Annotated in this window: 18 protein-coding genes; 4 read left to right on the top strand and 14 right to left on the bottom strand. The window is 63.1% G+C overall.

Annotation, left to right across the window (positions count from 1 at the left end):
- Positions 1-6: 6 nt before the first annotated feature.
- From NL532_RS09955 to NL532_RS09920, 8 genes are all read right to left on the bottom strand, one after another.
- The gene (locus NL532_RS09955; protein ID WP_023828186.1) at positions 7-2,328 is read right to left on the bottom strand and encodes a Tex family protein; all 2,322 of its coding nucleotides are present in this window, start codon (positions 2,326-2,328) and stop codon (positions 7-9) included.
- A gap of 114 nt (positions 2,329-2,442) precedes the next feature.
- The gene (locus NL532_RS09950; RefSeq protein ID WP_023828187.1) at positions 2,443-3,624 is read right to left on the bottom strand and encodes a serine hydrolase domain-containing protein; all 1,182 of its coding nucleotides are present in this window, start codon (positions 3,622-3,624) and stop codon (positions 2,443-2,445) included.
- A 33-nt stretch (positions 3,625-3,657) separates the two neighbouring features.
- Complete coding sequence (locus NL532_RS09945) at positions 3,658-4,854, bottom strand: serine hydrolase domain-containing protein (RefSeq protein ID WP_023828188.1); 1,197 nt, start codon at positions 4,852-4,854, stop codon at positions 3,658-3,660.
- Positions 4,855-4,916: 62 nt separating this feature from the next.
- Entirely contained in the window at positions 4,917-5,951 is a 1,035-nt protein-coding gene (locus NL532_RS09940) for an ABC transporter substrate-binding protein (protein WP_023671767.1), read from the bottom strand.
- 23 nt (positions 5,952-5,974) lie between these two features.
- Positions 5,975-6,775: an ABC transporter permease gene (locus NL532_RS09935; RefSeq protein WP_023828189.1), complete on the bottom strand. Its 801-nt coding sequence runs from the start codon at positions 6,773-6,775 to the stop codon at positions 5,975-5,977.
- The gene (locus NL532_RS09930; RefSeq protein ID WP_023828190.1) at positions 6,768-7,688 is read right to left on the bottom strand and encodes an ABC transporter permease; all 921 of its coding nucleotides are present in this window, start codon (positions 7,686-7,688) and stop codon (positions 6,768-6,770) included. Before NL532_RS09930 ends, NL532_RS09935 begins: the two co-directional genes overlap by 8 nt.
- Before the next feature lie 2 nt (positions 7,689-7,690).
- A complete protein-coding gene (locus tag NL532_RS09925) occupies positions 7,691-8,791 on the bottom strand; it encodes an ABC transporter ATP-binding protein (RefSeq protein WP_023691713.1) in 1,101 nt (366 codons plus the stop codon).
- A gap of 156 nt (positions 8,792-8,947) precedes the next feature.
- Positions 8,948-10,627: an amidohydrolase gene (locus NL532_RS09920; RefSeq protein WP_023828191.1), complete on the bottom strand. Its 1,680-nt coding sequence runs from the start codon at positions 10,625-10,627 to the stop codon at positions 8,948-8,950.
- A 277-nt stretch (positions 10,628-10,904) separates the two neighbouring features.
- Here NL532_RS09920 and NL532_RS09915 point away from each other — a divergent pair, with 277 nt between their 5' ends.
- Together NL532_RS09915 and NL532_RS09910 are read left to right on the top strand one after the other, a co-directional pair.
- Entirely contained in the window at positions 10,905-11,558 is a 654-nt protein-coding gene (locus tag NL532_RS09915) for a TetR/AcrR family transcriptional regulator (protein WP_023686329.1), read from the top strand.
- Between the two features lie 24 nt (positions 11,559-11,582).
- Positions 11,583-12,614 carry a histone deacetylase family protein gene (locus tag NL532_RS09910; RefSeq protein ID WP_023737689.1) on the top strand — a complete coding sequence of 344 codons (1,032 nt, stop codon included), beginning with the start codon at positions 11,583-11,585 and terminating at the stop codon, positions 12,612-12,614.
- An 86-nt stretch (positions 12,615-12,700) separates the two neighbouring features.
- Here NL532_RS09910 and NL532_RS09905 read toward each other — a convergent pair whose 3' ends face one another.
- A complete protein-coding gene (locus NL532_RS09905; RefSeq protein WP_023828192.1) occupies positions 12,701-13,894 on the bottom strand; it encodes a TMEM43 family protein in 1,194 nt (397 codons plus the stop codon).
- 64 nt (positions 13,895-13,958) lie between these two features.
- Positions 13,959-16,862 carry a M16 family metallopeptidase gene (locus NL532_RS09900; RefSeq protein WP_286488102.1) on the bottom strand — a complete coding sequence of 968 codons (2,904 nt, stop codon included), beginning with the start codon at positions 16,860-16,862 and terminating at the stop codon, positions 13,959-13,961.
- Between the two features lie 510 nt (positions 16,863-17,372).
- Here NL532_RS09900 and NL532_RS09895 point away from each other — a divergent pair.
- Positions 17,373-18,083, top strand: coding sequence for a helix-turn-helix transcriptional regulator (locus tag NL532_RS09895; RefSeq protein ID WP_023683473.1), 711 nt, complete (start codon positions 17,373-17,375; stop codon positions 18,081-18,083).
- Positions 18,080-18,850 carry a helix-turn-helix transcriptional regulator gene (locus NL532_RS09890; RefSeq protein WP_023828194.1) on the top strand — a complete coding sequence of 257 codons (771 nt, stop codon included), beginning with the start codon at positions 18,080-18,082 and terminating at the stop codon, positions 18,848-18,850. Before NL532_RS09895 ends, NL532_RS09890 begins: the two co-directional genes overlap by 4 nt.
- A 35-nt stretch (positions 18,851-18,885) precedes the next feature.
- On the opposite strand, the gene NL532_RS09885 is transcribed toward NL532_RS09890, so the two are convergent.
- From NL532_RS09885 to fliN, 4 genes are read right to left on the bottom strand one after another with little or no spacing between them, the layout of a single operon-like run.
- A complete protein-coding gene (locus NL532_RS09885; protein ID WP_023671756.1) occupies positions 18,886-19,323 on the bottom strand; it encodes a BspJ family T4SS effector nucleomodulin in 438 nt (145 codons plus the stop codon).
- Positions 19,320-20,402, bottom strand: a complete 1,083-nt coding sequence (flhB, locus tag NL532_RS09880; RefSeq protein WP_023828195.1) for a flagellar biosynthesis protein FlhB — start codon at positions 20,400-20,402, stop codon at positions 19,320-19,322. The genes NL532_RS09885 and flhB overlap by 4 nt, the downstream gene beginning before the upstream one ends.
- A gap of 13 nt (positions 20,403-20,415) precedes the next feature.
- On the bottom strand, positions 20,416-21,432 hold the full coding sequence (locus NL532_RS09875; protein ID WP_023828196.1) for a flagellar motor switch protein FliG: 1,017 nt from the start codon (positions 21,430-21,432) through the stop codon (positions 20,416-20,418).
- Positions 21,433-21,476: 44 nt separating this feature from the next.
- Entirely contained in the window at positions 21,477-21,866 is a 390-nt protein-coding gene (gene fliN, locus NL532_RS09870) for a flagellar motor switch protein FliN (protein ID WP_023725153.1), read from the bottom strand.
- Positions 21,867-21,876: the final 10 nt, after the last annotated feature.

Raw genomic sequence — 21,876 nt, 5'->3', positions numbered from 1 at the left:
TCGAGGCTACTTCCGCTTCAAGGCATCGGCCAGTGCTGCGCCAAACGCGCCTCGCTGTGCCGGTCCTTCCGGCTGACGCTGCGGCATCGGCGAAGGTTGCGCCGGCTTGCCGCCGCCATTGTCGCGCGGCCCCTTCGGCGTCCCGCCCTCGCCGCCGTCCTTGCGCATGGACAGCGCGATGCGCTTGCGCTTGATGTCGACATCGACGACCCGCACCTTCACCACATCGCCCGCCTTCACCACCTCATGCGCGTCCTTGATGAAACGATCGGCCAGTTGCGAGACATGCACCAGCCCGTCCTGGTGCACGCCGATATCGACGAAAGCGCCGAAGGCCGCGACATTGGTGACGGTGCCTTCGAGAAGCATGCCGGGCTTCAGATCCTTGATATCGTCGACGCCGTCGGCAAAGGTCGCCGTCTTGAAGCCGGGGCGCGGGTCGCGGCCGGGCTTTTCCAGCTCCGCAATGATGTCGCGCACCGTCGGCAGGCCGAACCGTTCGTCGACGAAGACGCGCGGATCGAGCGCCTTGAGCGCGGCACTGTCTCCCATCAGCGAGCGCACATCGCGACCGCAGACGGCTACGATCTTCTTGGCCACGCCGTAGGCTTCCGGATGGACCGACGAGGCGTCGAGCGGCTCGCTGCCATTGGCAATGCGCAGGAAGCCTGCGGACTGTTCGAACGCGCGCGGTCCGAGCCGCGCTACCTTGAGCAGCTCCTTGCGGCTGGCGAACGGCCCGGTCGCATCGCGATGCGCGACAATGGCATCGGCAAGCGACGCGCCCAGGCCTGACACGCGGGCCAAAAGCGGCGCCGAGGCAGTGTTGAGATCGACGCCGACGGCATTGACCGCGTCCTCCACCACCGCCTCCAGCGAGCGGCCAAGCCGGTACTGGTCGACATCATGCTGGTACTGGCCAACGCCGATCGATTTTGGCTCGATCTTGACCAGTTCGGCGAGCGGGTCCTGCAGGCGCCTGGCGATCGACACCGCACCGCGCAGCGACACGTCGAGCCCGGGAAACTCAGCCGCCGCTGTCGCCGAGGCCGAATAGACCGAGGCGCCGGCTTCGCTGACGATCACCTTGAGCGGCTTCGGCCCACCATCCGAAGGCATATCGGACAGCATGTCGGCGACCAGCTTTTCAGTCTCGCGGCTGCCGGTGCCGTTGCCGATCGAGATCAGCTCGACCTTATGCTGGCGGATGAGTGCTGCGAGCTGGGCCTGTGTGCCGCGCACATCGTTCCGCGGCGGAAATGGATAGACGGTCGTCGTCGCCAGCACCTTGCCGGTGCCATCTACCACCGCGACCTTGACGCCGGTGCGGATGCCGGGATCGAGCCCCATGGTCGGCCGCGAGCCGGCGGGTGCCGCCAGAAGCAAATCCTTGAGGTTGCGTGCAAAGACATGGATCGCCTCTTCCTCCGCCCGCTCGCGCAGGTCGCGCATCAAATCGAGCGTCAGGTGCAGCGAAAGCTTGATCCGCCAGGTCCAGCCGGCGACTTCCATCAGCCAGCGGTCGCCCGGCAGGCTGCCGCCGATGGCGTAGGCATTGGCGATCATCCGCTCGACCGGCTTCACCGGCGAGGCATGGTCGGCATCGACCTCGATGTCGAGCGACAACACCTCTTCGTTGCGGCCGCGCAGCATGGCCAGCGCACGGTGGCTCGGAACATTGGCCCAGCGCTCGACATGGTCGAAATAGTCGGAGAATTTCGCCCCGGCCTCCTGCTTACCGTCGACGACACGGGCACGCATGAAAGCGCGCTCCTTCATGTAGGTGCGAAGCTTGCCGACCAGATCGGCATTTTCCGCGAACTGTTCCGACAGGATGTCGCGTGCGCCTTCCAGTGCGGCCTTGGCGTCGCTCACATCCTCGGTCACATAAGCCAGCGCCGCCTCGGCGGGCACCAACGACCGGTTGGCCAAAATAGCCTCCGCCAATGGCCCCAGCCCGCGCTCCCGGGCGATCTCGGCCTTGGTGCGCCGCTTGGGCTTGTAGGGCAGGTAGATGTCTTCCAGTTCAGCCTTGGTGGCGGCAGCCACAATTTTGGCCTCAAGTTCTTCGGTCAGCTTGCCCTGCTCGCGGATCGAACCGAGAATGGTATCGCGGCGCGCATCGAGTTCGCGCAGATAGACCAATCGCTCGGCAAGGTCGCGCAATTGGGTGTCGTCGAGCCCGCCGGTGACCTCCTTGCGGTAGCGCGCCACAAACGGCACCGTCGCGCCCTCATCGAGCAGCCCTATAGCTGCTGATGCCTGCTCCGGCCGCGCCCCGATCTCTGCCGCGATGATGGATGCGATGCGTTTGCTGTCTGCTGCCATGCTGGTCCCTGTCGCAAAGAGCGGCGACCATAGGCGCTGATGTCCGTCACGCCAACCGCAGTGTTCTCAAGCGTCAAAGAGGTCCACAGGAAAGCGCCTTGCTTTGGCTCGTCCTCAGACCATCCCGCTCAGCGCCTCGAAAAAGGCAACGATCTCGCGTTCGAGCGGATAATCTTCAGGCACCGGCTGCGACCCCATTTTTGCAATCACCACTTCCGTCTTCGGGTTGACGTAGAGCCATTGGCCGTGGATGCCGATGCCGCAGAAGGCGCCGTTTGCCGCCCCCGTCTGGTACCATTTGTTACGGTAACGGCCCTTTGGGAACAGATGCACCATTGTGCCGCGCTGCCAAGCCTCCGCGCTGCCGCCGGCAACGGTCGTATCGCGCACCCAGCCTTCTGGCACGATGCCGCGGCCATTGGCCGTGCCGCCCTGCCGCATCATCTCGCCGATACGCGCCAGGTCGCGCGGCGTCACCGAAATGCCGCCGGCGGTGCGCGCCGTACCTTCCATGTCGACGCCGATCGAAGCCTCGCTGACAGCACCCAGCGGCAGCCACAGTTTCTCGCGCATCAGGTCCGGGAAGCGCTGGCCGGAAGCTCGTTCGAGCAACAGGCCGAGCAGATCGGAATTGGGCGAACGGTAGCGGAAGGTTTTGCCGTGCGGTTCTTCGAGCCGCTGCAAGGTCAGAATGAATTCGCGCAAGCTTTCAGTGCCGCCGCCCGGATTCCACAGCGTAGCGCGACGGTAACGGGCAAAGGCGCTTTCGGGATCGAGATAGGCCTCCTCGAAGTCGAGGCTGACGCTCATATCGAGCACATGCCGGCAGCTTGCATCGGCATAGGCCGAACCGGCGGCTTCCGGAATGTACTGGGTCACCGGCGCTTCCGGGTCGAACACGCCCTCGCCTTCCAGTATTCCGGCGATGATCGCGGTGACCGATTTGCTGATCGAAAAGATGATGTGACGGGCGCCGAAATCCATATTGGGCGCGAACCAGTCGCCGATGACCTTGCCAGCCTTCATCACCGTCAGCGCGTCGCTGCTCGAACGTGTGAGGAATTCGGCCACCGTTTCCGGGGCGCTGGCGATCGAAACCTTTTCGCCGAGCAGGCCGCTCAGGTCCCGCACCGGCGCTTCGACGCTTCCCGGCGTCGCCGCCACGGGAGCGGTCGGCACCAGCTCGCCAAGGTTCTGGAACGACCAGCGGTTGAACGGGCTTTCGCGCCAGTTGGAGAGCAGCACCTCATTGCGGGCAAAGCCGTAGCGGATCTCGAACGCAGTCTTGCCGGTCATGAACGTTTCCTCGGAGGGATGATTTGTTGTGGGTCAACCAAGCGCCTTGGCGATGGCGTGCACCGCCTTCAGCGTTGCCACCGAATAGGCGACATTGCTGAAATCCGGATAGCTTGAAAGCTTGACCACGACCATGCCGGTGTCCCAGTCGATATGGATCATCTGCCCGAACACGCCCCGGCACATCAGTGCGCGTGAGCGCGGGTTTTCGATCCAGAACTGGTTGCGGTAGCTGCCCTCCGGCAGGCTCGGATTGAAATCCGGCGCATGCCTGCCGTTGCGCGTCGCCTCGATCCAGTCGGCCGGCACGATGCCGCGGCCATTGTCGAGGATCAACTGGCCGAAGCGGGCGTAGTCTCGCAGCGTCGCGTTGAAGCCGCCATCGGCCAGCGCATAGCCGGCGCTGTCAACCGTGAAGCAGGCGCTCTCGTCGGCGCCGAGCTTTTGCCACAGCTCCTCGGACACCAACTGCGCCAGCCGTTTACCGGTGACCCGCTCCATGATGAAGGCAAGCACGTCGGTCTCGATCGAGCGGTACTCGAACGCGGCGCCATGCGGCCGCACCTTGTCCTTCAGCTGCAGGATCAACTCGAACAGATGCGGCGGCCATTGGAAATCCGGATCGCTGTCCGGCGGCACCGGCTTCCAGCCCGTGGCGACATCAACCTGGCCGATGTCGGAGTAACGGTCGGTGTATTCCTCGGAAAACCGCACGCCGGTGGTCATATCCAGCACATGCTGCACGCTGGCGCCGTCCCAGCCGGTCGCGCCGAGCTCCGGCAGATAGGCGCTCACCGGTTTGGCCGGGTCGATCAAGCCGCGCCCAACCAGAATACCGAACACGGTGCCTGTTACCGACTTCGCCATCGACTGCGACAGATGCAGCGTGCGCTCGGCCATGCCGTTGAAATAGCGCTCATAGGCGACCTTGCCGTCTTTGAGCACCAGGAAGCCGTCCGTGTAGGTCTCGTCGAGCAGGCCAACGAGCGTCGTCGGACGGCCCTTGCTGTCTTCCACCGGCAGCGCGTCGAGATCGGTCTCTGCGCGCTCAAGACGATGGCGATGGCCATTACCGCGCCAGACCTCGATGGTCGGCAGGAATTCGCGGATGTGTTGGAAGGCCCAGCGATTCCATGGCGGCCGGTCCCAGTCGAGCTTCGGCAGCACCATTTGAGGCGGCGAGCCCTGCATGATCGACGGCCGCGGATCGCTGTTGCGATAGGAGTCCATGAAAGCCATTCCGGAAAAGAAAAGACCCGGCGGCGCATGCCGCCGGGTCTGTCAGACTGCGGTTATTTCTGCAGTTCGGTCCAGATCTTGGTGTAGATGTCCTGGATCTCAGGCGCGCACATCTTCTGGAATTCGCCTTGTGCCTTCGCAGCCTCCGGAATGACGACTTCCGGGGCATCCTTCATATCGGCCGGCATGTACTTGTCCGAGCCGGTAATGGCGTTTGCGTAGCGATGGAAGGCCGAGAGGCCGGCCGCGTTTTCCGGATCCATGATGAAGTTCTGGAACAGCTTGGCGTTCTCGACATTTTTGGCTTCCTTGAGAACGACGACGTTATCGCTCCACAGGCCGTAGCCTTCCTTCGGATAATTGTAATGGATGGCCGGATTGGCCAGCCGCTGACGCAGCGCCGAACCGTTCCAGTCGCTGGTCGCCTTGAAGTCGCCGGCGCCCATCTTTTCGATGGTGTTGTATTCCATGGCGATCCAGTTCGGCTTGGCCGCGACAAGCGTGTCGCGCACCTTCTTCAGCACCGTCTTGTCGTCGGTGCACTGCTGGCCGCCGACATATTTGATCGCCGCGAAGATAACGTCATTCATCTCGGGAACGACATTGGTCTTGCCCTTCAGCTCGTCCGGCGTGTTGAAGATGATGCCCCAGCTGTCGGCTGGTCCCTTGTAGGCATCGGTGTTGACGACGACGCCGACGGTGCCCAGCGCCCACGGCACGGAATATTTGCGGCCGGGGTCGAAGTCTGGATTGGCCCATTCCGGCGCCACGTTCTTGAAGTTCTCCATCTTGCCCGGATCGGTCTCCTGCACGAGGCCCTCCTTGATCCAGATCGGCACGTAGGTTTGCGACGGAACGGCGATGTCGAAGCCGGTGCCGCCCTGGCGTACCTTGGCGAGCGCCGTATCGTTGGAATCGTAATCGGTGATCGTCACCTTGACGTTGTATTTGGCTTCGAACTTTTTGATCACATCGGGGCTGGTATAGTTGCCCCAATTGTAAATGTTCAGTTCGCCATCGGCGCGGGCCAGGCTCGTCGTTGCGAGCAGCGCCAACCCGATGGCGGCTGTCGTTGTTTTCCAGTTCATGGTTTTAGCTCCCATTTGTCGGTTCAGTCTCTTTTCCTGCTGACGAAGAAAAACAACGTGACGATCGCGACCGAAAGCAGCAGGAAGGCGGTCGATATCGCGTTGATCTCAGGCGTGATGCCGCGGCGGATCTGGCCGAGCATGTAGGTGGGCAGCGTATCCTGGCCGCCCGATTTGACAAACTCGGTGATGACGACGTCATCGAGCGAGATGACGAAGGCCAGCATCAGTCCGGCCAGTATGCCGGGCCACAAAAGCGGCAGCGTGATGCGGCGGAAGGTCTTCCACGGCGTCGCGTACAGATCGGCAGCCGCGCGCTCCAGCGTCAGGTCCATGTTTTCCAGCCGCGCCCGGATCGGCAGATAGGCAAACGGGATGCAGAACGCCGCGTGCGCGGCGATCAGATAGCCGATGCCGGAATAGCCGGTGAAGATCTTGATGCGCGAGAAGAAGATCAGCAGCGCCACGCCGGTGACGATCTCGGGCACCATCAGCGGCTGGTTGATCGCCGCATATTTGAAGGTGAGGCCCGGATAGGACGCGGTGCGCGTGGTGGCGAGCGCGGCCATGGTGGCAAAGATTGTCGACAGCACCGCAGCGACGGCGCCGATCTGGAACGAGCGTAGCGTCGCGTCGATAACTTGCACGTTCTGCCAAGCCGACTGGAACCAGCGCATCGAAAAGCCGCCCCATTCGGACGTCGAGTTCGCCGCGTTGAAGGCATAGGCGACCAGCACGATGATCGGCAGATAGAGCACGATAAAACAGGTCGCAGCGATCACCGTGAAGCCGGTCTGGTGCTTGATGGAAAAGTTCTTAGCCATGCCGCACCCCCGACTTGCCGGCATTGCGCACATAGGCAAGCAGCGCCACCATGACGATGATCATCACCGTGATCGACAGCGCCGAGCCGAGCGGCCAGTTGCGGCCTTGGCCGAACTGCAATTCGATCAGGTTGGACAGCATCATATTCTTGCCGCCGCCAAGCACGCTCGGCGTCACATAGGCGCCAAGGGCTGGAATGAAGACCAGGATGGAGCCGGCAATGACGCCGGGTTTGACCAGCGGGAAAATGATCTTCCGCAATACCTTGAAACGGGTCGCGTAGAGGTCGTAGCCCGCCTCGACGAGGCGAAAATCAAGCTTCTCCATGCTGGCATAGATCGGCAGCACCATCAGCGGCAGGTAGACATACGCCATGCCGATCAGGATCGCCGTGTCGGTGAAGAGAATCTGGACCGGCGCTGAGACGATACCAAGCTTGATAAGGATGGTGTTGATGATGCCTTCGTTGCGGATGATCTGCAGCACGGCGAAGGTGCGGATCAGAAGGTTGGTCCAGAACGGAATGGTGATCAGGAACAGCCAGAGATCCCTGGTTTTCTCGCTGCGCGTCGCCATGAAATAGGCGGTTGGAAACCCCAATGCCAAAGTGGCGATCGTCGTTATCACCGCCAGCTTGATCGAGCGCCAGAAGATGGTGACATGCGCTGCCGCAAGCGAAAGCGTATCGTCGAAAATGTCGCGTTCCATGAACACCGACAGCCAGGCATCGGGCGAGAACTGCCACTTCACATCTCCATAGGGGCCAGGCGTCAGGAACGAGTAGATCAGCACGATCAGCAAGGGGCCGGTCGCGGCGAGGAAGATCACCAGCAAGGCTGGCGCTGACAGCAGCCACCGGTCGCGCACATCGCGTCGCTGCGCTGCCTTGGCGACTTGTTCCGCGGTCGCCATGATCAGTCCTTCAGCACTTGCGCGGCGTCGTTGCCGATCATGATGCCGATCTGGCCGCCCTGCACGAAGCCGTCACCGGCGCCGCGGCTGTTCTGACGCCGCACGATGAACGGCTCGCCACCGGCAAGGCGCAGATGGAAGTGCGTGTCGGTGCCGAGATAGACGATGTTTTCGACGGTACCGGACAGCGAAGCGCTCGGGCTGGCCGTGCCCAACTGCGCATGCTCTGGACGCACGACGATGGTGACCTTGCCGCTGGGGCTGAAGCCTTCCGGCAGCGAGGCTGGGATTTCCACACCAGACGGCAGCTTCACCGTCGCCCGGCCACCAGTCGCGCTAACCACATCCGCCTTGAGGAAGTTCGACTCGCCGATGAAGTCGGCGACGAAACGCTCGGCCGGCCGGTCGTAGATGTCGCGCGGCGAGCCGACCTGCAGGATTTTGCCCGACGACATCACCGCGATGCGATCCGACATGGTCAGCGCTTCCTCCTGGTCGTGGGTGACGAAGATGAAGGTGATGCCCGTCTCGTGCTGCAGCCGCTTCAATTCGATCTGCATTTCCTTGCGCAGCTTGTAGTCCAGGGCCGAGAGCGGTTCGTCGAGCAGGAGCACCTTGGGCTGCGGCGCCAGCGCCCGGGCGAGCGCCACGCGCTGCTGCTGGCCGCCGGAGATCTGGCTGGTGCGGCGGCCCGCCAGCGCCTCCATCTTCACCAGTTTCAGCATCTCGGCGACGCGCGCCTTGATCTCGGCCTTCGGCTTGCCCAGCATTTCCAGGCCAAAGCCGATATTGTCGGCGACCGTCATATGCGGGAACAGCGCGTAGGATTGGAAGACGGTGTTGACCGGTCGCTTGAAGGGCGGCAACGGCGCGATGTCCTGGCCGTAGAGGAGGATTTCGCCGGCGGTTGGAAAGTCGAAGCCGGCAATCAGCCGCAGCAACGTGGTCTTGCCGCAGCCGGATGGTCCCAGCAGTGTAAAAAACTCATTCTCCCGGATGGATACCGAGACCGTATCGAGGGCAGCGACCTGCCCCTCACCCGATCCGAAAATTTTACTGACGTTTACGACTTCAATTGCATTCCGATCCGGTTTTTCCGGCACGATACGCCTCACTGTTGACCCCACTCTTGCTGGCGGAGTTTTTCCCCTGTTCGATGTGACCACACGGCCGGTAGGTTGGCAAGTCCGGCATTGAATCACAGTTCAGTCGGTCATTTCGTCTTGCAAGCGGCAAGCTGTGCAAGCCGCATGCCATTGTCAGGCCTGGTAAGTGACCTTGCCACCGCAGACCGTCGTCACCGGTCGCAGCTTGTGCAGATCGGCCGGCGCCGTCTTCTCGATATCGGCCGACAAAACCACCAGATCCGCCATGTAGCCGGGTTTCAGAACGCCTTTGCGATGCTCGGCGAATTCGGCATAGGCGCCCTCGACCGTGTAGGCGGCAATCGCTTCCTGCAGCGAGAAACTCTGGTCAGGATCGCCTTCTGCCAATGGTTTGCGCTGCACTGCCGCCTGAATGCTCAGGATCGGGTCGATCGCTGCCACCGGCCAGTCCGAGGCGAACACGACATGGGCGCCGGCGCTTTTCAGGGTGCGCCAGGCATAGCTCAGCGGCCAGCGGGCCGGTCCGATGCGTGACACCGTCGGCTCCAGTGGAAAATCCATGGCGCCGGGCGGATGCGACGGCTGCATCGAGGCGATGACGCCGAGTTCGGCAAAACGCGGCACGTCGGCTGCTGTGGTGACCTCGATGTGCTCAACCCTGTGCCGGCTGTCGCGCTTGCCATTGAGCTTCTGCGCCGCCTCGTAACCGTCGAGCACTGCGCGCACCGCGCCGTCACCGATCGAGTGCACCGCGATCTGCAGCCCGCGTTTGTCGATAGCCACGGCGAGATCGATAAATTGCTGCGGCGTGAACAGCGGCTCGCCGACCCAGTCGGGACGATCCGCATAGGGTTCGACCATAACAGCGGTCCAGGAATCGAGCACGCCGTCATAGAACACCTTGACCATGCCCGATGACAGCCACTCACTGTGGTAGCGCTCGGCCATGACGGACGCCTTCTCGAGCATGTCGAGCGTCATGAAATTCTTGTAGTGGAACGGGATCTTGACGCGGCAGGGCAGGCCTTCCTCGGCCTCGATCTCGGAAAGCAATTCGAGTTGGTAGAGATTGCCGTCCATGTTCTGGATCGAGGTGATGCCGTGGCGCGCGCACCAGGCAAGTCCGCGCCGCATGATGTCACGGTCAGCGGCCCGCTCGGCGGCCGACGGCATTGGGTCCGGCTCGCCGCCGGTCGACAGCCCCAACCGCACCCGGCTTTCGCCGGCAAGGTCGAGCACCGGACCGAAGGCCTCGCCCTCGCGCAATTCGCCCGCGGCCAGGCCGTCGTCACCCATCACGATCTCGTTGCCCGGACCGAGCGTGCGTCCCTTCAGGATGCCGGCCATCTCCAACGCCTTGGTGTTGGCCCACATCGTATGGTGGTCGGGTGCCGCCATGCAGAAGGGGCGGTCGGGCAGGATGGCGTCGAGATGATGGCGTGTCACCCGCTCGTCGCCGAGCACGGTGTAGTCGACGCCCTGTCCCACAAGCATCTTCGCCTCGGGCCACGTCGTGGCGTAGTCGCGGATGGCGCTTTGAAGCGCCTCGAAGCCATGGATACCGCCGAGTTGAAGATGCGCGAGCTCAGCCCCTCCCGAGAACAGATGCATGTGGGCTTCGATGAAACCGGGCAGGACCGAACCGCCCTTGGCGTCGATCACGTCTGTGGTCGTTCCCTTGAGTTTTTCGATGGCGGCGTGGTTGCCGATGGCGATGATGGCGCCGTCCTTGACGGCAATCGCCTCGGCGGCGGGATTGTCATCGTCCATGGTCCGCACGCGACCATTGATGACGATCAGACCAGCATTTTGACCCGCACCCGTGACAGACATCGCGACTCCGCGCTTTTGACGACTGGCTGAGACCGACAACCCTCTTGTCCGACAAGCTGCCACTCCGCAGGAGCGGCGTTATCGGACGAAAACTGATGCCAGTGCGCTGTTTCGAAATTCCCCTTGTGATCTCTCAAAACAGCGTGGATAAAAGAATGCGACTAATTATTCGCGTTTGTCAACGTGCCGAATTTCGAATGTATTGTGGACAACACACCACGCCAATGTTGAGACCGGGACCTGTGTTGAAACCGGCAGGGAACGAAGGCATCAATCCGTGAAGCGCAGTCTCAGCCGCGAAACCAGGATGGCGCTCGAACCGCGCAAGCAGCCGCGGCAGGAACGGTCGAGCAAGGTGGTCGACAGGATACTCGACGCTGCGCTGATCCTGACGCGGGAGCAAGGAACCAAGACGCCGACGACGCTCGCCATTGCCCGGCGCGCGGGCCTGTCGGTCGGTTCGGTCTACCAGTACTTTCCCAACAAGGAAGCCATTCTCCTCGACCTCGCCCGGCGCTGGCTGTCGTCGTTTCCCGAGGTGATCGCCAGGCGCATCGAGGTCACCCCACCCACCAACCGCGACGAGTTTCGGCAGGAGGTGCGCAAGCTCTTCATCGATACCTCCAGAATATATCTCGAAAACGCCACCCTGATGCCGGTGATCGAGGCGATATCCGGCAATGCCGACCTCAGGCCGATCCAGGACGAATATGACGAGCAGATCATCGCGCTTTACGCCGCGTGGCTGCAGCATGTGAACCCGGCCCTTGAAGACAAGATCGCCAGCCGACTCGGCGTGCTGATGATGGATGTCGGGCACGCCTGCCGGCTTGTGGGGTTGAAGCGGGATCGCAAAACATACGACCTCATCGAGGACGATGTGGAAAGAATGTGGCTCGCTTTGGTCACCCCCTATCTCAACCTTGACTGATTTCGCTATTTCGAGAGGAAATTCATGAAGACTGTCTATTCGCCGCTTCATGCCGGCCATGCCGGCCAGATGGAACTGGTCACGTCGGCAATCGTGCCGGGTTTCGAAAAGCCATCGCGGGCCGAGTTCATCAAGGCGCGGGTCGAGAGCGAGAAGCTGGGGCCGATCATCGGACCGGTCGAGCACGATCTCACAGCCGCCAAGCGCATCCACAAGGCCGACTATATCGACTTCCTGCCAACCGTCTGGCCGGCGTGGAAGGCCGCCGGCCTCGAGGGCACGGCGATGCCCTTCACCTGGCCGACGCGCGGCCTGCGCGGCGACGTGCCACCCAAGCGCGTCGACGCCTTGCTCGGCTACTATTCCTTCGACGCCGGCGCCACCTTCGTCGAAGGCACATGGACCGCGATCAAATCGTCCTATGACGTGGCGCTGACGGCGGCGGCCTTGGTCAAGGGTGGCGAGCGGTCGGCCTTCGCGCTTTGCCGCCCGCCCGGCCATCACGCCGGTGCCGGGTTCATGGGCGGCTACTGCTACATCAACAATGCTGCGGTCGCCGCGCAGTGGTTCCTGGACCAGGGCGCCGAACGCGTCTCGATCCTCGACGTCGACTACCACCACGGCAATGGCACGCAGGAGATCTTCTATGAACGCGCCGACGTGCAGGTTCTCAACCTGCATGGCGATCCCATGGTCGAGTATCCGTTCTTCCTCGGCCATGCCGATGAACGCGGCGCCGGCGCCGGCGAAGGTTTCAACGTCAACTATCCCATGCCCTTCGGCACCAATTGGGACGCCTGGAACGCCTCGCTGGAGGATGCCTGCGTCAAGCTCGCCGCCTACGCCCCCGATATCGTCATCGTCTCCCTTGGCGTCGACACCTTCGAGAAGGACCCGATCAGCCAGTTCAAGCTGAAAAGCCCGGACTATCCGAAGATCGGCCGGCGCATGGCCAAGCTCGGCCTGCCGACGCTGTTCGTGATGGAAGGCGGCTACGCCGTCGAGGAGATCGGCATCAACGCCGTCGGCGTGCTCACCGGCTTCGAGGACAAATAGGAAAGCAATTCCAGGATAAGTGTGAGGCGGTTTTCCGGCCGGATTGCGCCAAAGAGATATGGGGCGGCTCCGGCCGCCCCGACCATCTAGGCGGCCGCAGCCGGGTTAGGTGCAACCACCGGAACGGCTGGCCTTCGCGACCGGCCGATGCGGTAGACAATCACCGCCGCAATCACGCCTGCCGCCAGGATGGCGAGCGCCAGCAACGGCCGGTACCAGAACCAGGCAATCGCGATCGTCACCGTGCCGACCAGGATCGCCAGAACGAAGGCGATGATGCCGGTGCCCATCCGCGCCATGCTGCCGAGGAAGGGTATGACGTCGAGGATCACCCCGATCGGGCTGAGGAACAGCGCAAAGCCTATGGTCAGCAACAGCAAGCCGGCGCCGCGCAGCAGCCAGGTGATCAGCGTGTTGGCGCTGACCGCGTCGGCGAACATCTTTTCGGCCGGGACGTTGCCGGTATCGACCATCAGCAGCGCATCGCCGGCTTGCGTCTGGTAGGGCTCGAAGCGGCTGCCGGCCTGGCGCGCGATGATACTGATCACGCCCAGCGGCGCCAGTTCGTAGCCGATGCGATAGTCACCCAAAGCGGGCGTCGTGTTGTCATTGCCGAGATAAATCTTGCCATCGACGATGCTGAGCGGTTTCGTTCCGATATAGGCAGCCTTTATCGCCGCCGACTGGTCGGCTGAGAGCGAATAGTCCTTGTCACCCTCGATACGGTCCAGCACTGGCGTATCGAGATCGAAGGCGACAAGCTTGCCCTCAGGAATCTGGAAGGTCCGGCCGTGGATTTCCATCGGCGGATTCTGGTGGCCGTCCGGCTTCTTGAAGTCCGACGAGTCGATCTGGCTGTCGTCCCACACCTTGGAATAGCTGTAGGTGGTCACCGTCTCTTCGCCACCGCCGAGCTTCTTGGTCGTCTCCGACTTGGACTCTTCCTTCCACTGATACATCTCGACACTGCGCGACAGCCGCAGCCCTTGCGTGGCGATGCCGAAATCCGGATCCGCCAGGCCGCTGTCCGCCGTCACCAGTCCGCTGACATGAACCAGCTTGCCGTCATTGGCGGTATCGACGCTGTCGGCGCCGACCGAAACCACCGCTCCAGAACCTTCGGCCAGCGAGCGCGCCGTCTGCACGGCGCGGCCTTCGTTCCAGAACAGCCCGATCACCATCAGCACGATCAGGATAAGGCCGAAGATGACCCCGCCGACCGCGCGCTTGATCCGCCCGAACCACGAGACGGACGTTACTTCCCGAAATGAATCGCTCATCGTTTCCCCCGAAACAAAGTTATCCCAAAATTACAACGCCGCCGGCGGCTGCGCGTTTAGCCCGTCAATCGGCGTGGATCTGCGCGCCGCAATCCCTTTCGCCGGCGCAGGCGTGCACCGCGCGCGTCGTGCCGCCATCGCCAACCCGCCACGGCGAGGCAGACAGCGGCGCCTGGCGATTGCCCCCGAGAAGATCGAGCGCCCGCATCGCCGTCTCTTCACCAGCCTCGTCACGCTTGACGATCTCGACGTCCTTGAGGCCGATCGCGGCAAGCTGCGGCATCACCACATCGGGGTCGCCCGCCACCACGATCAGCGACGGATCGAGCGACGCCAGGGCCAGCGCCTGTTTCTGAACCGCATCGAGCGTCAGCTTTGTGCGCGCCGCCATGCGGGTTTGCTGGTCCTCCAGCGTCGATCCGCTGCCGACCGCGCCAATCAGCGAGGAGAACAGACCAGCCGACGTCTCGGCCGATCCAGCCAGCGCCCGGCGATAGACAGTCACCGTGCGGTCGACTTCGTCCTGCGCCACCGGCAAGGTGGTCAGGCCGGCAAATCCTTTCAGGATTTCGGTAATCGCCGGCCCGGTGTTGGCGCGCTCGACGGTGGTTGCCACGACCAATCCCGAGCCGGCCTTCATCGGGCTCATCAGATAGCTCGACACGCCATAGGAGTAGCCCTTCTCCTCGCGGATCACCGAATTCAGCCGGCTGGAGAAATCGGCGCCAAGCAGGTTGGAGACCGCGGTCGATTCAGCGCGCTCGCTCTCGTCGGTGCCGGGCGCCGGCCGCGCCACGAACAGCGCCGACTGGCTGGCGCCGGGTTCGGGCACCAGCAGCACTTTCTGTCCCCCGTTGAAATGCGCCGCCGGCGACGGCTCGACGGCATAGCCGGCGGTGTCGCTTGTCCACGCGCCGAATGCTTTTTCAAGGCTGGCGGCGACGGTCGCGACCGGCATCGGGCCGACGCTGTAGAAGGTCACCGCCTTCGGCGTGAACTCCGCCTTGAATGCGTCCCTCGCCTCGTCGAGCGAGATCGAGGTCAGCGCCTTTGCCGACCAGTCCACCGCTGCCTTGCCCGGCACCTGCGGGATCAGCGTCGCCTTTGCCATGCGGCCGGCAACGCCGGGCAGATCCGCCTCGCGGCCGTTTAGCCAGTCGACCGTCTGCGCCATCAGCACCGTCCATTCGGTCTTGTCGAAACGAGGCTTCAGTACCGCGTCGGCGAGCAGGCCAATACCCTGGTCGAGCTTTTCCGGCGGCACGCCAAGCGTCATCATCGTGGTCAGCGTTCCGGCCTGGTGGCTGACGCCGGCGCCGATGTCGCTGGCCGCCTTGGCGAAATCAGCCGAGCCGCGATCGGCGGCCCCGCGTGTCGCCATGCTTGCTGCAAGCTCCAGCAATCCCTCCTTGCCTTCCGGCACGCTGTTCCAGCCGCCGGCGGCACTGGCCGCGACATAGACCATCGGCGCTTCCGGCATTGTGTAGTGGACGAGTTTGATGCCATTCGAGAGCGTCGCCGTTTCCATGGCGGGCAGTGTTGCCGAAGGCGCTTGCCCGGCCGCATGCTTCGGAATGTCGATCGCCGCTCGCTCCGGTGCGGTGAACGGCTGCGGTGTGCCGGACGAGCCGATCAGTGCATCGGGATAGCTGCCCCGCGGGCTGGGCTTCAGCATCAGTACGCTGGCATCTTCCGGTTTCAACAGCCGCTTCATCGTTGCCTCGACATCCGCCACGCTGGCGTCCTTCACCCGCGGGTCGTCGACCAGCGCGCTCTGCGCATCGCCGAGCACGTCGGCATTGTAGGAGACGACGCCGGCGCGATCCTTCAGTGCTTCGCTGCCGAGCCGCGCTGCCTGCAAGATGCCGGTGCGCGCACGCTCGACATCGACCGGATCGAGCGGGGTCTTCAGGAAATTCGCGAACGCCGTTTTCATCGCGCTTTCCAGCGCTTCCGGCGCCACACCTTCGGCGGCACCCGCCTCGAAGGTAAAGCGGCCACCGAGCAGACCGCCGGTCCAGCTCGCGCTGGCATAGGTGGCAATGCCCAACTGCGAAACCAGCCGGTTGCGCAAAAACCCATATTCGCCGTTGCCGAGCAGTTCGGCGGCAATGCTGAGCGCACCATTGTCGGGCGACTGCGCCACCGGGCCACTGAAGCCGACCACGACGATGGGGCTTGGCACACGATCCTCGAGCACCAGCTTGAGCCGGGCCTGCGTCGGTGCCGGCACGGCGGGCCGCACCACATCGGCGCCGCGCGCCACGCGGCCGAACGTGTCGGCAATCAGCGCCTTGGTGTCGTCCATCTCCAAGTCGCCGACCAGCACCAGCACCGCATTGTTGGGCAGATAGTAGCTGTTGAAGAAACCCCTGACATCGTCGAGCGTCGCCGCATCGAGATCGGCGACCGAGCCGATGACCATGCGGCTATAGGGATGCGGCTTCGGGAACAGCCCGGACCAGAAAGCTTCCCAGCCGGATGCGCCGGCCTTGTCGAGCACGTTCTGGCGCATCTCGTTCTTGACCACCGAGCGCTGCAGATCGAGCTTGGCCTGAGTCACCGAGCGGCCGAGATTGGCCATGCGGTCTGCCTCAAGCGACAAGATCATCGGCAGTGACGACGACAGCCCGTCGACATAATAAACCGTGCCGTCCTCGGTGGTCCAGGCATTGATCTCGTTGCCGAGCGCGGCGTGCGCGCCGAACACGTTCGGCCAGGCCGGCGTGCCGGAAAACATCAGATGTTCGAACAGATGCGCAAAGCCCGAGCGTCCCGCGGGTTCATTCATCGACCCGACGCGGTAGCGCAGGTTCATCACCACCTTCGGCACGCGATGGTCGGGCACCAGCACCACCTGCAGCCCGTTGTCGAGCGCATAGGTAACGGTCGGCTCAGCCTTGGCGGGCGCTGCCATGCCGGCAAGAACCGCAAGCACCACCGTGAACGCCAGGAAAACCTGCTTCATCATGACCCCCGATGCTGATGGCCGCGAGCAAGCGCCGCCAAATCCGCCGTATGACCGAAGGGATGCCCACCCCTGCCGGCTGCCGAGACCCTATCGGAATCGACCGGCCCTCGATACGGCAGTATCGCAACACCCTCTGGCTTTTTCGTGTCGGCGTTTCAGGCCTCTTGCGGCGGAAAAGGCCGCGAAAGCCGCCCCTGAGTCGCTTGAGTCCAATAATATTGATTTTGTCAAATCGCGTTTGATGTCGGATTCATCTGCGGGTAGATTAGACCCGAATCAGCCGGTCCTTGGGGGGCGCGGCGACCACCCAAAGTCTCAAGTTCCGGCCAATGACCGGCACCAGACGCGGACGGCTTCGCGTTCCCTGAATGGATTCGGCGATCAGCGCGACCGCCGCGCCGTGTGAGTGCTTCGTAAACGTGATGCGTCTTCAAGTTCGGCCGCTGCTAACCCCAGCGTCCGGGCTCAAGAAAAGACTCCGGCCATGACATACAACCAAAGCATCCAATGAGCAGTTCCGCCGCGCTTCTCCAATCCGATACGTTAGGCTCGCGCCTTGAATCGCGCGGCGATCTCACCTCCTTTTTCATGCAGCTTGCCGCCGAGATCGGCGCCGACAGCTACATGCTCGTCGCCATCGTCCACGACCAAGATCGCAACGACGCCCGCATCGTCTCATCCAACTGGATCTTCGACGCCATTGAACTGATCGGCAAGCGGCTGATCGCCGGCCTTGCCCAGGGACCGCTGACCGTTGCACCTGGCATCCGCCCGAGGCCACTGGTCGCCGCCGCGGCGCCCGACGCCGGCGGACTGCTCACCGGCGAAGAGGCGCGCCTGCTCGACGTGCTTGGCCATGCCGAAGTCTATTCACTGCGGCTCAATGTCGGCCGCCAGCGGCTGTTTGCGCTTTTCTCGGCGGCCGAGGCCGGCAGTATCGACCAGCCGGCGCTGATGAAGGCTCAGTTGAAGTGCTGTTACGCGCTGTCCGCCATCCCGCAATTGATCGCCGCCGTCGCCATGCAGGACCCGCTGTCCGACCGCGAGCGCGAATGCCTGTTCTGGGTGTCTGAAGGCAAAACCACCGATGAGGTCGCAGTGATCCTCGGGGTCTCGTCCAACACCGTCAACAGCTACATCACCCACGCCATCCAGAAATTCGCGGCGTCGAACCGCGCGATGGCCATCGCCACGGCGATCAGGAGCGGCATCATTTGAAACATGCTGACATCAAAGCGGCGGCCGAAGCCCTTTCCAACGAGCAGCGAAATCCGTTCGGCGCCTTCTCTATCAGTTCCGAGACGCACCATGCCGTTACCATCCCGGACGCGGTGCGCCGCTGCCGCTGGATCGCCGTCGACATCAACGCGTCGGCCTTCGGCCTCTACTTCGTCAGCCCCTCGCCGGAACGGGCGCGCCTGGTGCCGAGCTTCGATTCCGACTATCCCGCCACCTCGGTGACAACCAAGTTCATTGCCGGCGCCAACGGTGAGGAGATGGTTCGTCACAGCGGCGCCTCGACAGCGCCGCGCTGGTGGACCGATGACGGCATCGCCGGCTCGGACGCCGTCTTCAAGAACCTCGCCTGGGCGGAGCGGACGGCGCCGCTGGCGCCGGGCACCAACGGCATTGCCTTTCCCGTCCATGCCGATCGCGGCCATTGCGGGCTGGTGGTGTTCCTCGGCTCGACGATCGCTTTGCCGGAGGACACGCTCTACGAAATCCACGCCCGCTGTTTTTCGCTGTTCGCCGCCGTCGCCCGCATTCGTCCGAACGATGCCGGCCGGATGCGGTCGATCTCCAAGCGTGAACTGGAGTGCTTGAAGCTGACCGCCAACGGCAACACCAGCGAAGAGATCGCCAGGCTGCTGAAGCTGTCGGTCCACACCGCCAACCAGTATCTCACCCAGTCGACGCAGAAGCTCAACGCGGTCAACCGCAACCAGGCGGTGGCCAAGGCACTGCGCCTGGGTCTGATCGAGTGATCAAAGCCGCGTCCGGCGATTGGGATAAGAAAAGATCAGCGATAGGCGAGCGGCTCGGTCCGGCGAATGCGCGCCTCTTCGATGACCGTCTCCAGCAAGGCGGTGTTGTGCTCGGGGTCTTCGCCGGGCTTCTCGAACGACACATAGTTGACCGCGACCGAAGACCTCTCCTCGCTCAGCGTCAGCTGGAAATATACGGTGACGCCCGGCGGCCGAAGCTCGAGATCGAGCACGATGCGCGGGCTGCCGCTCCAGTCGACATGTGCCTCTCCGCCATGGCCGAGCCTGAGCGTGCCCGGCAGGAAAAAAAGCTCCACCGCCGAATCCACCAGATCCGACAGGCAAGCGAAATGCTCGAGCCGGATGAAAGCGATGTAGTCGGCGACATCGATCAGCCGCAACTCGTCGACCACCTGCTCGATGGCCTTGGCGACGATGAGTTCGCGGGATTTTGCGTGCGGTTGGCGGTTCATGAAATTTGTCTCCGCTCAGCCTTTTTGGAGTAGACGATCCGCACCAGTTCGGCGACGGCCTGGTAGAATTGCGACGGGATCACGCTATCAACCGAAACTTGCTTGTACATGGAGCGGGCGAGCGCCACGTCCTCGAAGATCGGGATGTTGTGCTCCTTGGCAATCTCGCGAATCTTGAGCGCCACAAGGTCCTGGCCCTTGGCCAGCACCAGGGGCGCTGAATCCTCGTCGCGAACATATCTGAGCGCGATGGAAAAGTGCGTCGGATTGGCGATGATCAGCGTCGCGCGCGGCACGGCCGTCATCATCCGCTTGCGCGCCCGGTCGCGCGCCAGCGAGCGCAGCCGCGACTTGATGATCGGGTCGCCCTCGGACTGTTTGAACTCGTCCTTGACCTCCTGCTTGGTCATCCGCAGATCCTGCTTCCAATGGAAGCGCGACCAGACGACGTCGACCGCCGCGATCAGCCCCATGACGAAGACGATCGCCACCAATATGTCGACGGTGATGCTTTTGATGACGAGGCCGAAAGCGACGGGGTTGGTGATCATGCCGGCCAGGAGCTGGCGGTAGTCCTGCGACAGCGTGAAGTAGAGCACGATACTGGCGAAGCCGAGCTTGCCCAGCGATTTCAGGAATTCTACCCAGCCCTGAATGCCGAACATCCTGGTCCAGCCTTTGGCTATCGAGATGCGCGACAGTTGCGGCCGGATCCGCTCGCCGACGACTTGCGGCATGTTCTGCAGCACCGAGGCGCCGATGCCGGCCACCACCAGCAGCACCAGCAGGCTGACGACGGCGTTGCCTATTTCCATCATCACGGTCTTGTAGAGCGCGATGACGTCGGTCTCGGTGTCCATCGGCCACGCCTCGGGCTTTTCCAGGAACATCGACAGGAACATGCCGAGATCAACGACCGCGTCCTTGGCGTAGAAGACGGTGAACACCAGTATGGCGATGAAGGACGCCAGAAGTGCGGCCTCTCGCGAATGGGGCAGCTTGCCCTGTTCGACGGTGTCGCGGATCTTCTTTTCGGTCGCGTCTTCGGTTTTGGAGTCTTTGTCCGCCGCTTCAGCCATTCAGCGCTCGGCGTTAAGCCGCTTCGCTCTGCTGCGATGAGGGCAGTTCGAAAGCCCCCTCGCGCGAAAGCCGGATTGTCGCCACCGCGATGTTCTTGCGCGCCGTCATGATGTCGGCAAGCTGAATGCCTTCCGAGCCCTGTCCGAGCTCGGACTCGATCATGCGCCGCGACCGTGCGCCGATCGCCGAGAGCGCCGATTCCGTCAATGCGGGTGGTGCACCGCGCAGCGCCAGCGTAATCAGTTCGGTCGACAGCCCGTCGAACAGAAGCACCCGCGCCTTCTGCGTCAAAAACGGCAGATCGTCGAAGGCAAACAACCTGGAGCGGACACCGCCGAGGTCCGGCGTGCCGGCCTCTTCCAGATCCTGCATGACCTCTTCCAACTGAGGCTTGTCCATCTCGTTGAGCATACTGGCGACGCGCGCCTGTCCCGCCGAGATGTCCTTGGTCGCTGTCTGCGCCAGCACGCTGGCGCGCAGCTGGTTCTCGATGATCCTGGTCGCCGCGTCCGGAATGGTCGCCATCGTCACCATGCGCTTGATGATCTGGCTGCGCATCGGCTTTTCCATCGTCAGCAGAATGTTGGCGGCGGCCTGCGGCGCAAGCTTCGACAGCACCATGGCCGCGGTCTGGGGATGCTCGGCGGCAAGGAACGTGCCCAGACGCGTCGGCTCGAGCTTTTCCAGCTCCGGCCAGATCGGCGGTGGTCCTTCCGGCGCAACCTCGAAGCGCTTGTCGCCCATGATGGCGCTCATCTCTTCGGGCGACAGCGATTCATTGAGGATCGTGTCCATCCGGTCGGCGGAATCGAGCAGGCCCGCACCTTCGGTGAACTCGGCCTCGAATTCGGCAACGATGCGTTCGAGGTCGCTTTGCGGAATGGTGCGCAGCAGCCGCGCCCCTTCGATCAGTGCCTTCAGTTCTTCTTGCTTGAAGAATTTCAGCAGCCGGCTGGCCGAAGGCTTGCCCATCGCCACCAGGATGGCGGCGGCCTTTTGCGGGCGCGTGAGCGTCACCGGCGTCGTCATGGCATAAGCTCCGATCGCTGCTGAGACCGCATGTCGTCTAATCCTCAGGCGCTCTTGGCGGCAGCGATGATTTCGGTCAACCTGATGCCAAAGCGCGACGGATCGCTTTCCAGCACGGTGATTTCGCCGCGCGCGATCTTGCGGCCGTTGACCACGACATCGACCGGTTCGCCGATGCGCCGGTTGAGCGCCACCGTCGAGCCCTTCTGCAGCGCCATCAGGTCCGACACCGACATTTCCGTGCTGCCGAGGATGATCTGCACATCGACGGGGATGCTCATGATGATGTTCGAATTGGCGCCGGACGTGGCAGCCCGCAAGGCGGCGTCGGGGCGCTTTTCCTCCTCCTGGAGGACACCGCGCAATTCCTCGATGGCGCGGTCGAGCTGTTCGTCCGGCTGGTCGATATTGGCTTCCACCTTGGTCTTGGCCATCACTCGTCTC

It is taken from the genome of Mesorhizobium sp. C120A (assembly GCF_030323105.1).
GTDB lineage: Bacteria > Pseudomonadota > Alphaproteobacteria > Rhizobiales > Rhizobiaceae > Mesorhizobium.
The sequence above is the reverse complement of the archived record's forward strand: the minus strand, read 5'-3'. Positions and strand labels throughout refer to the sequence as shown.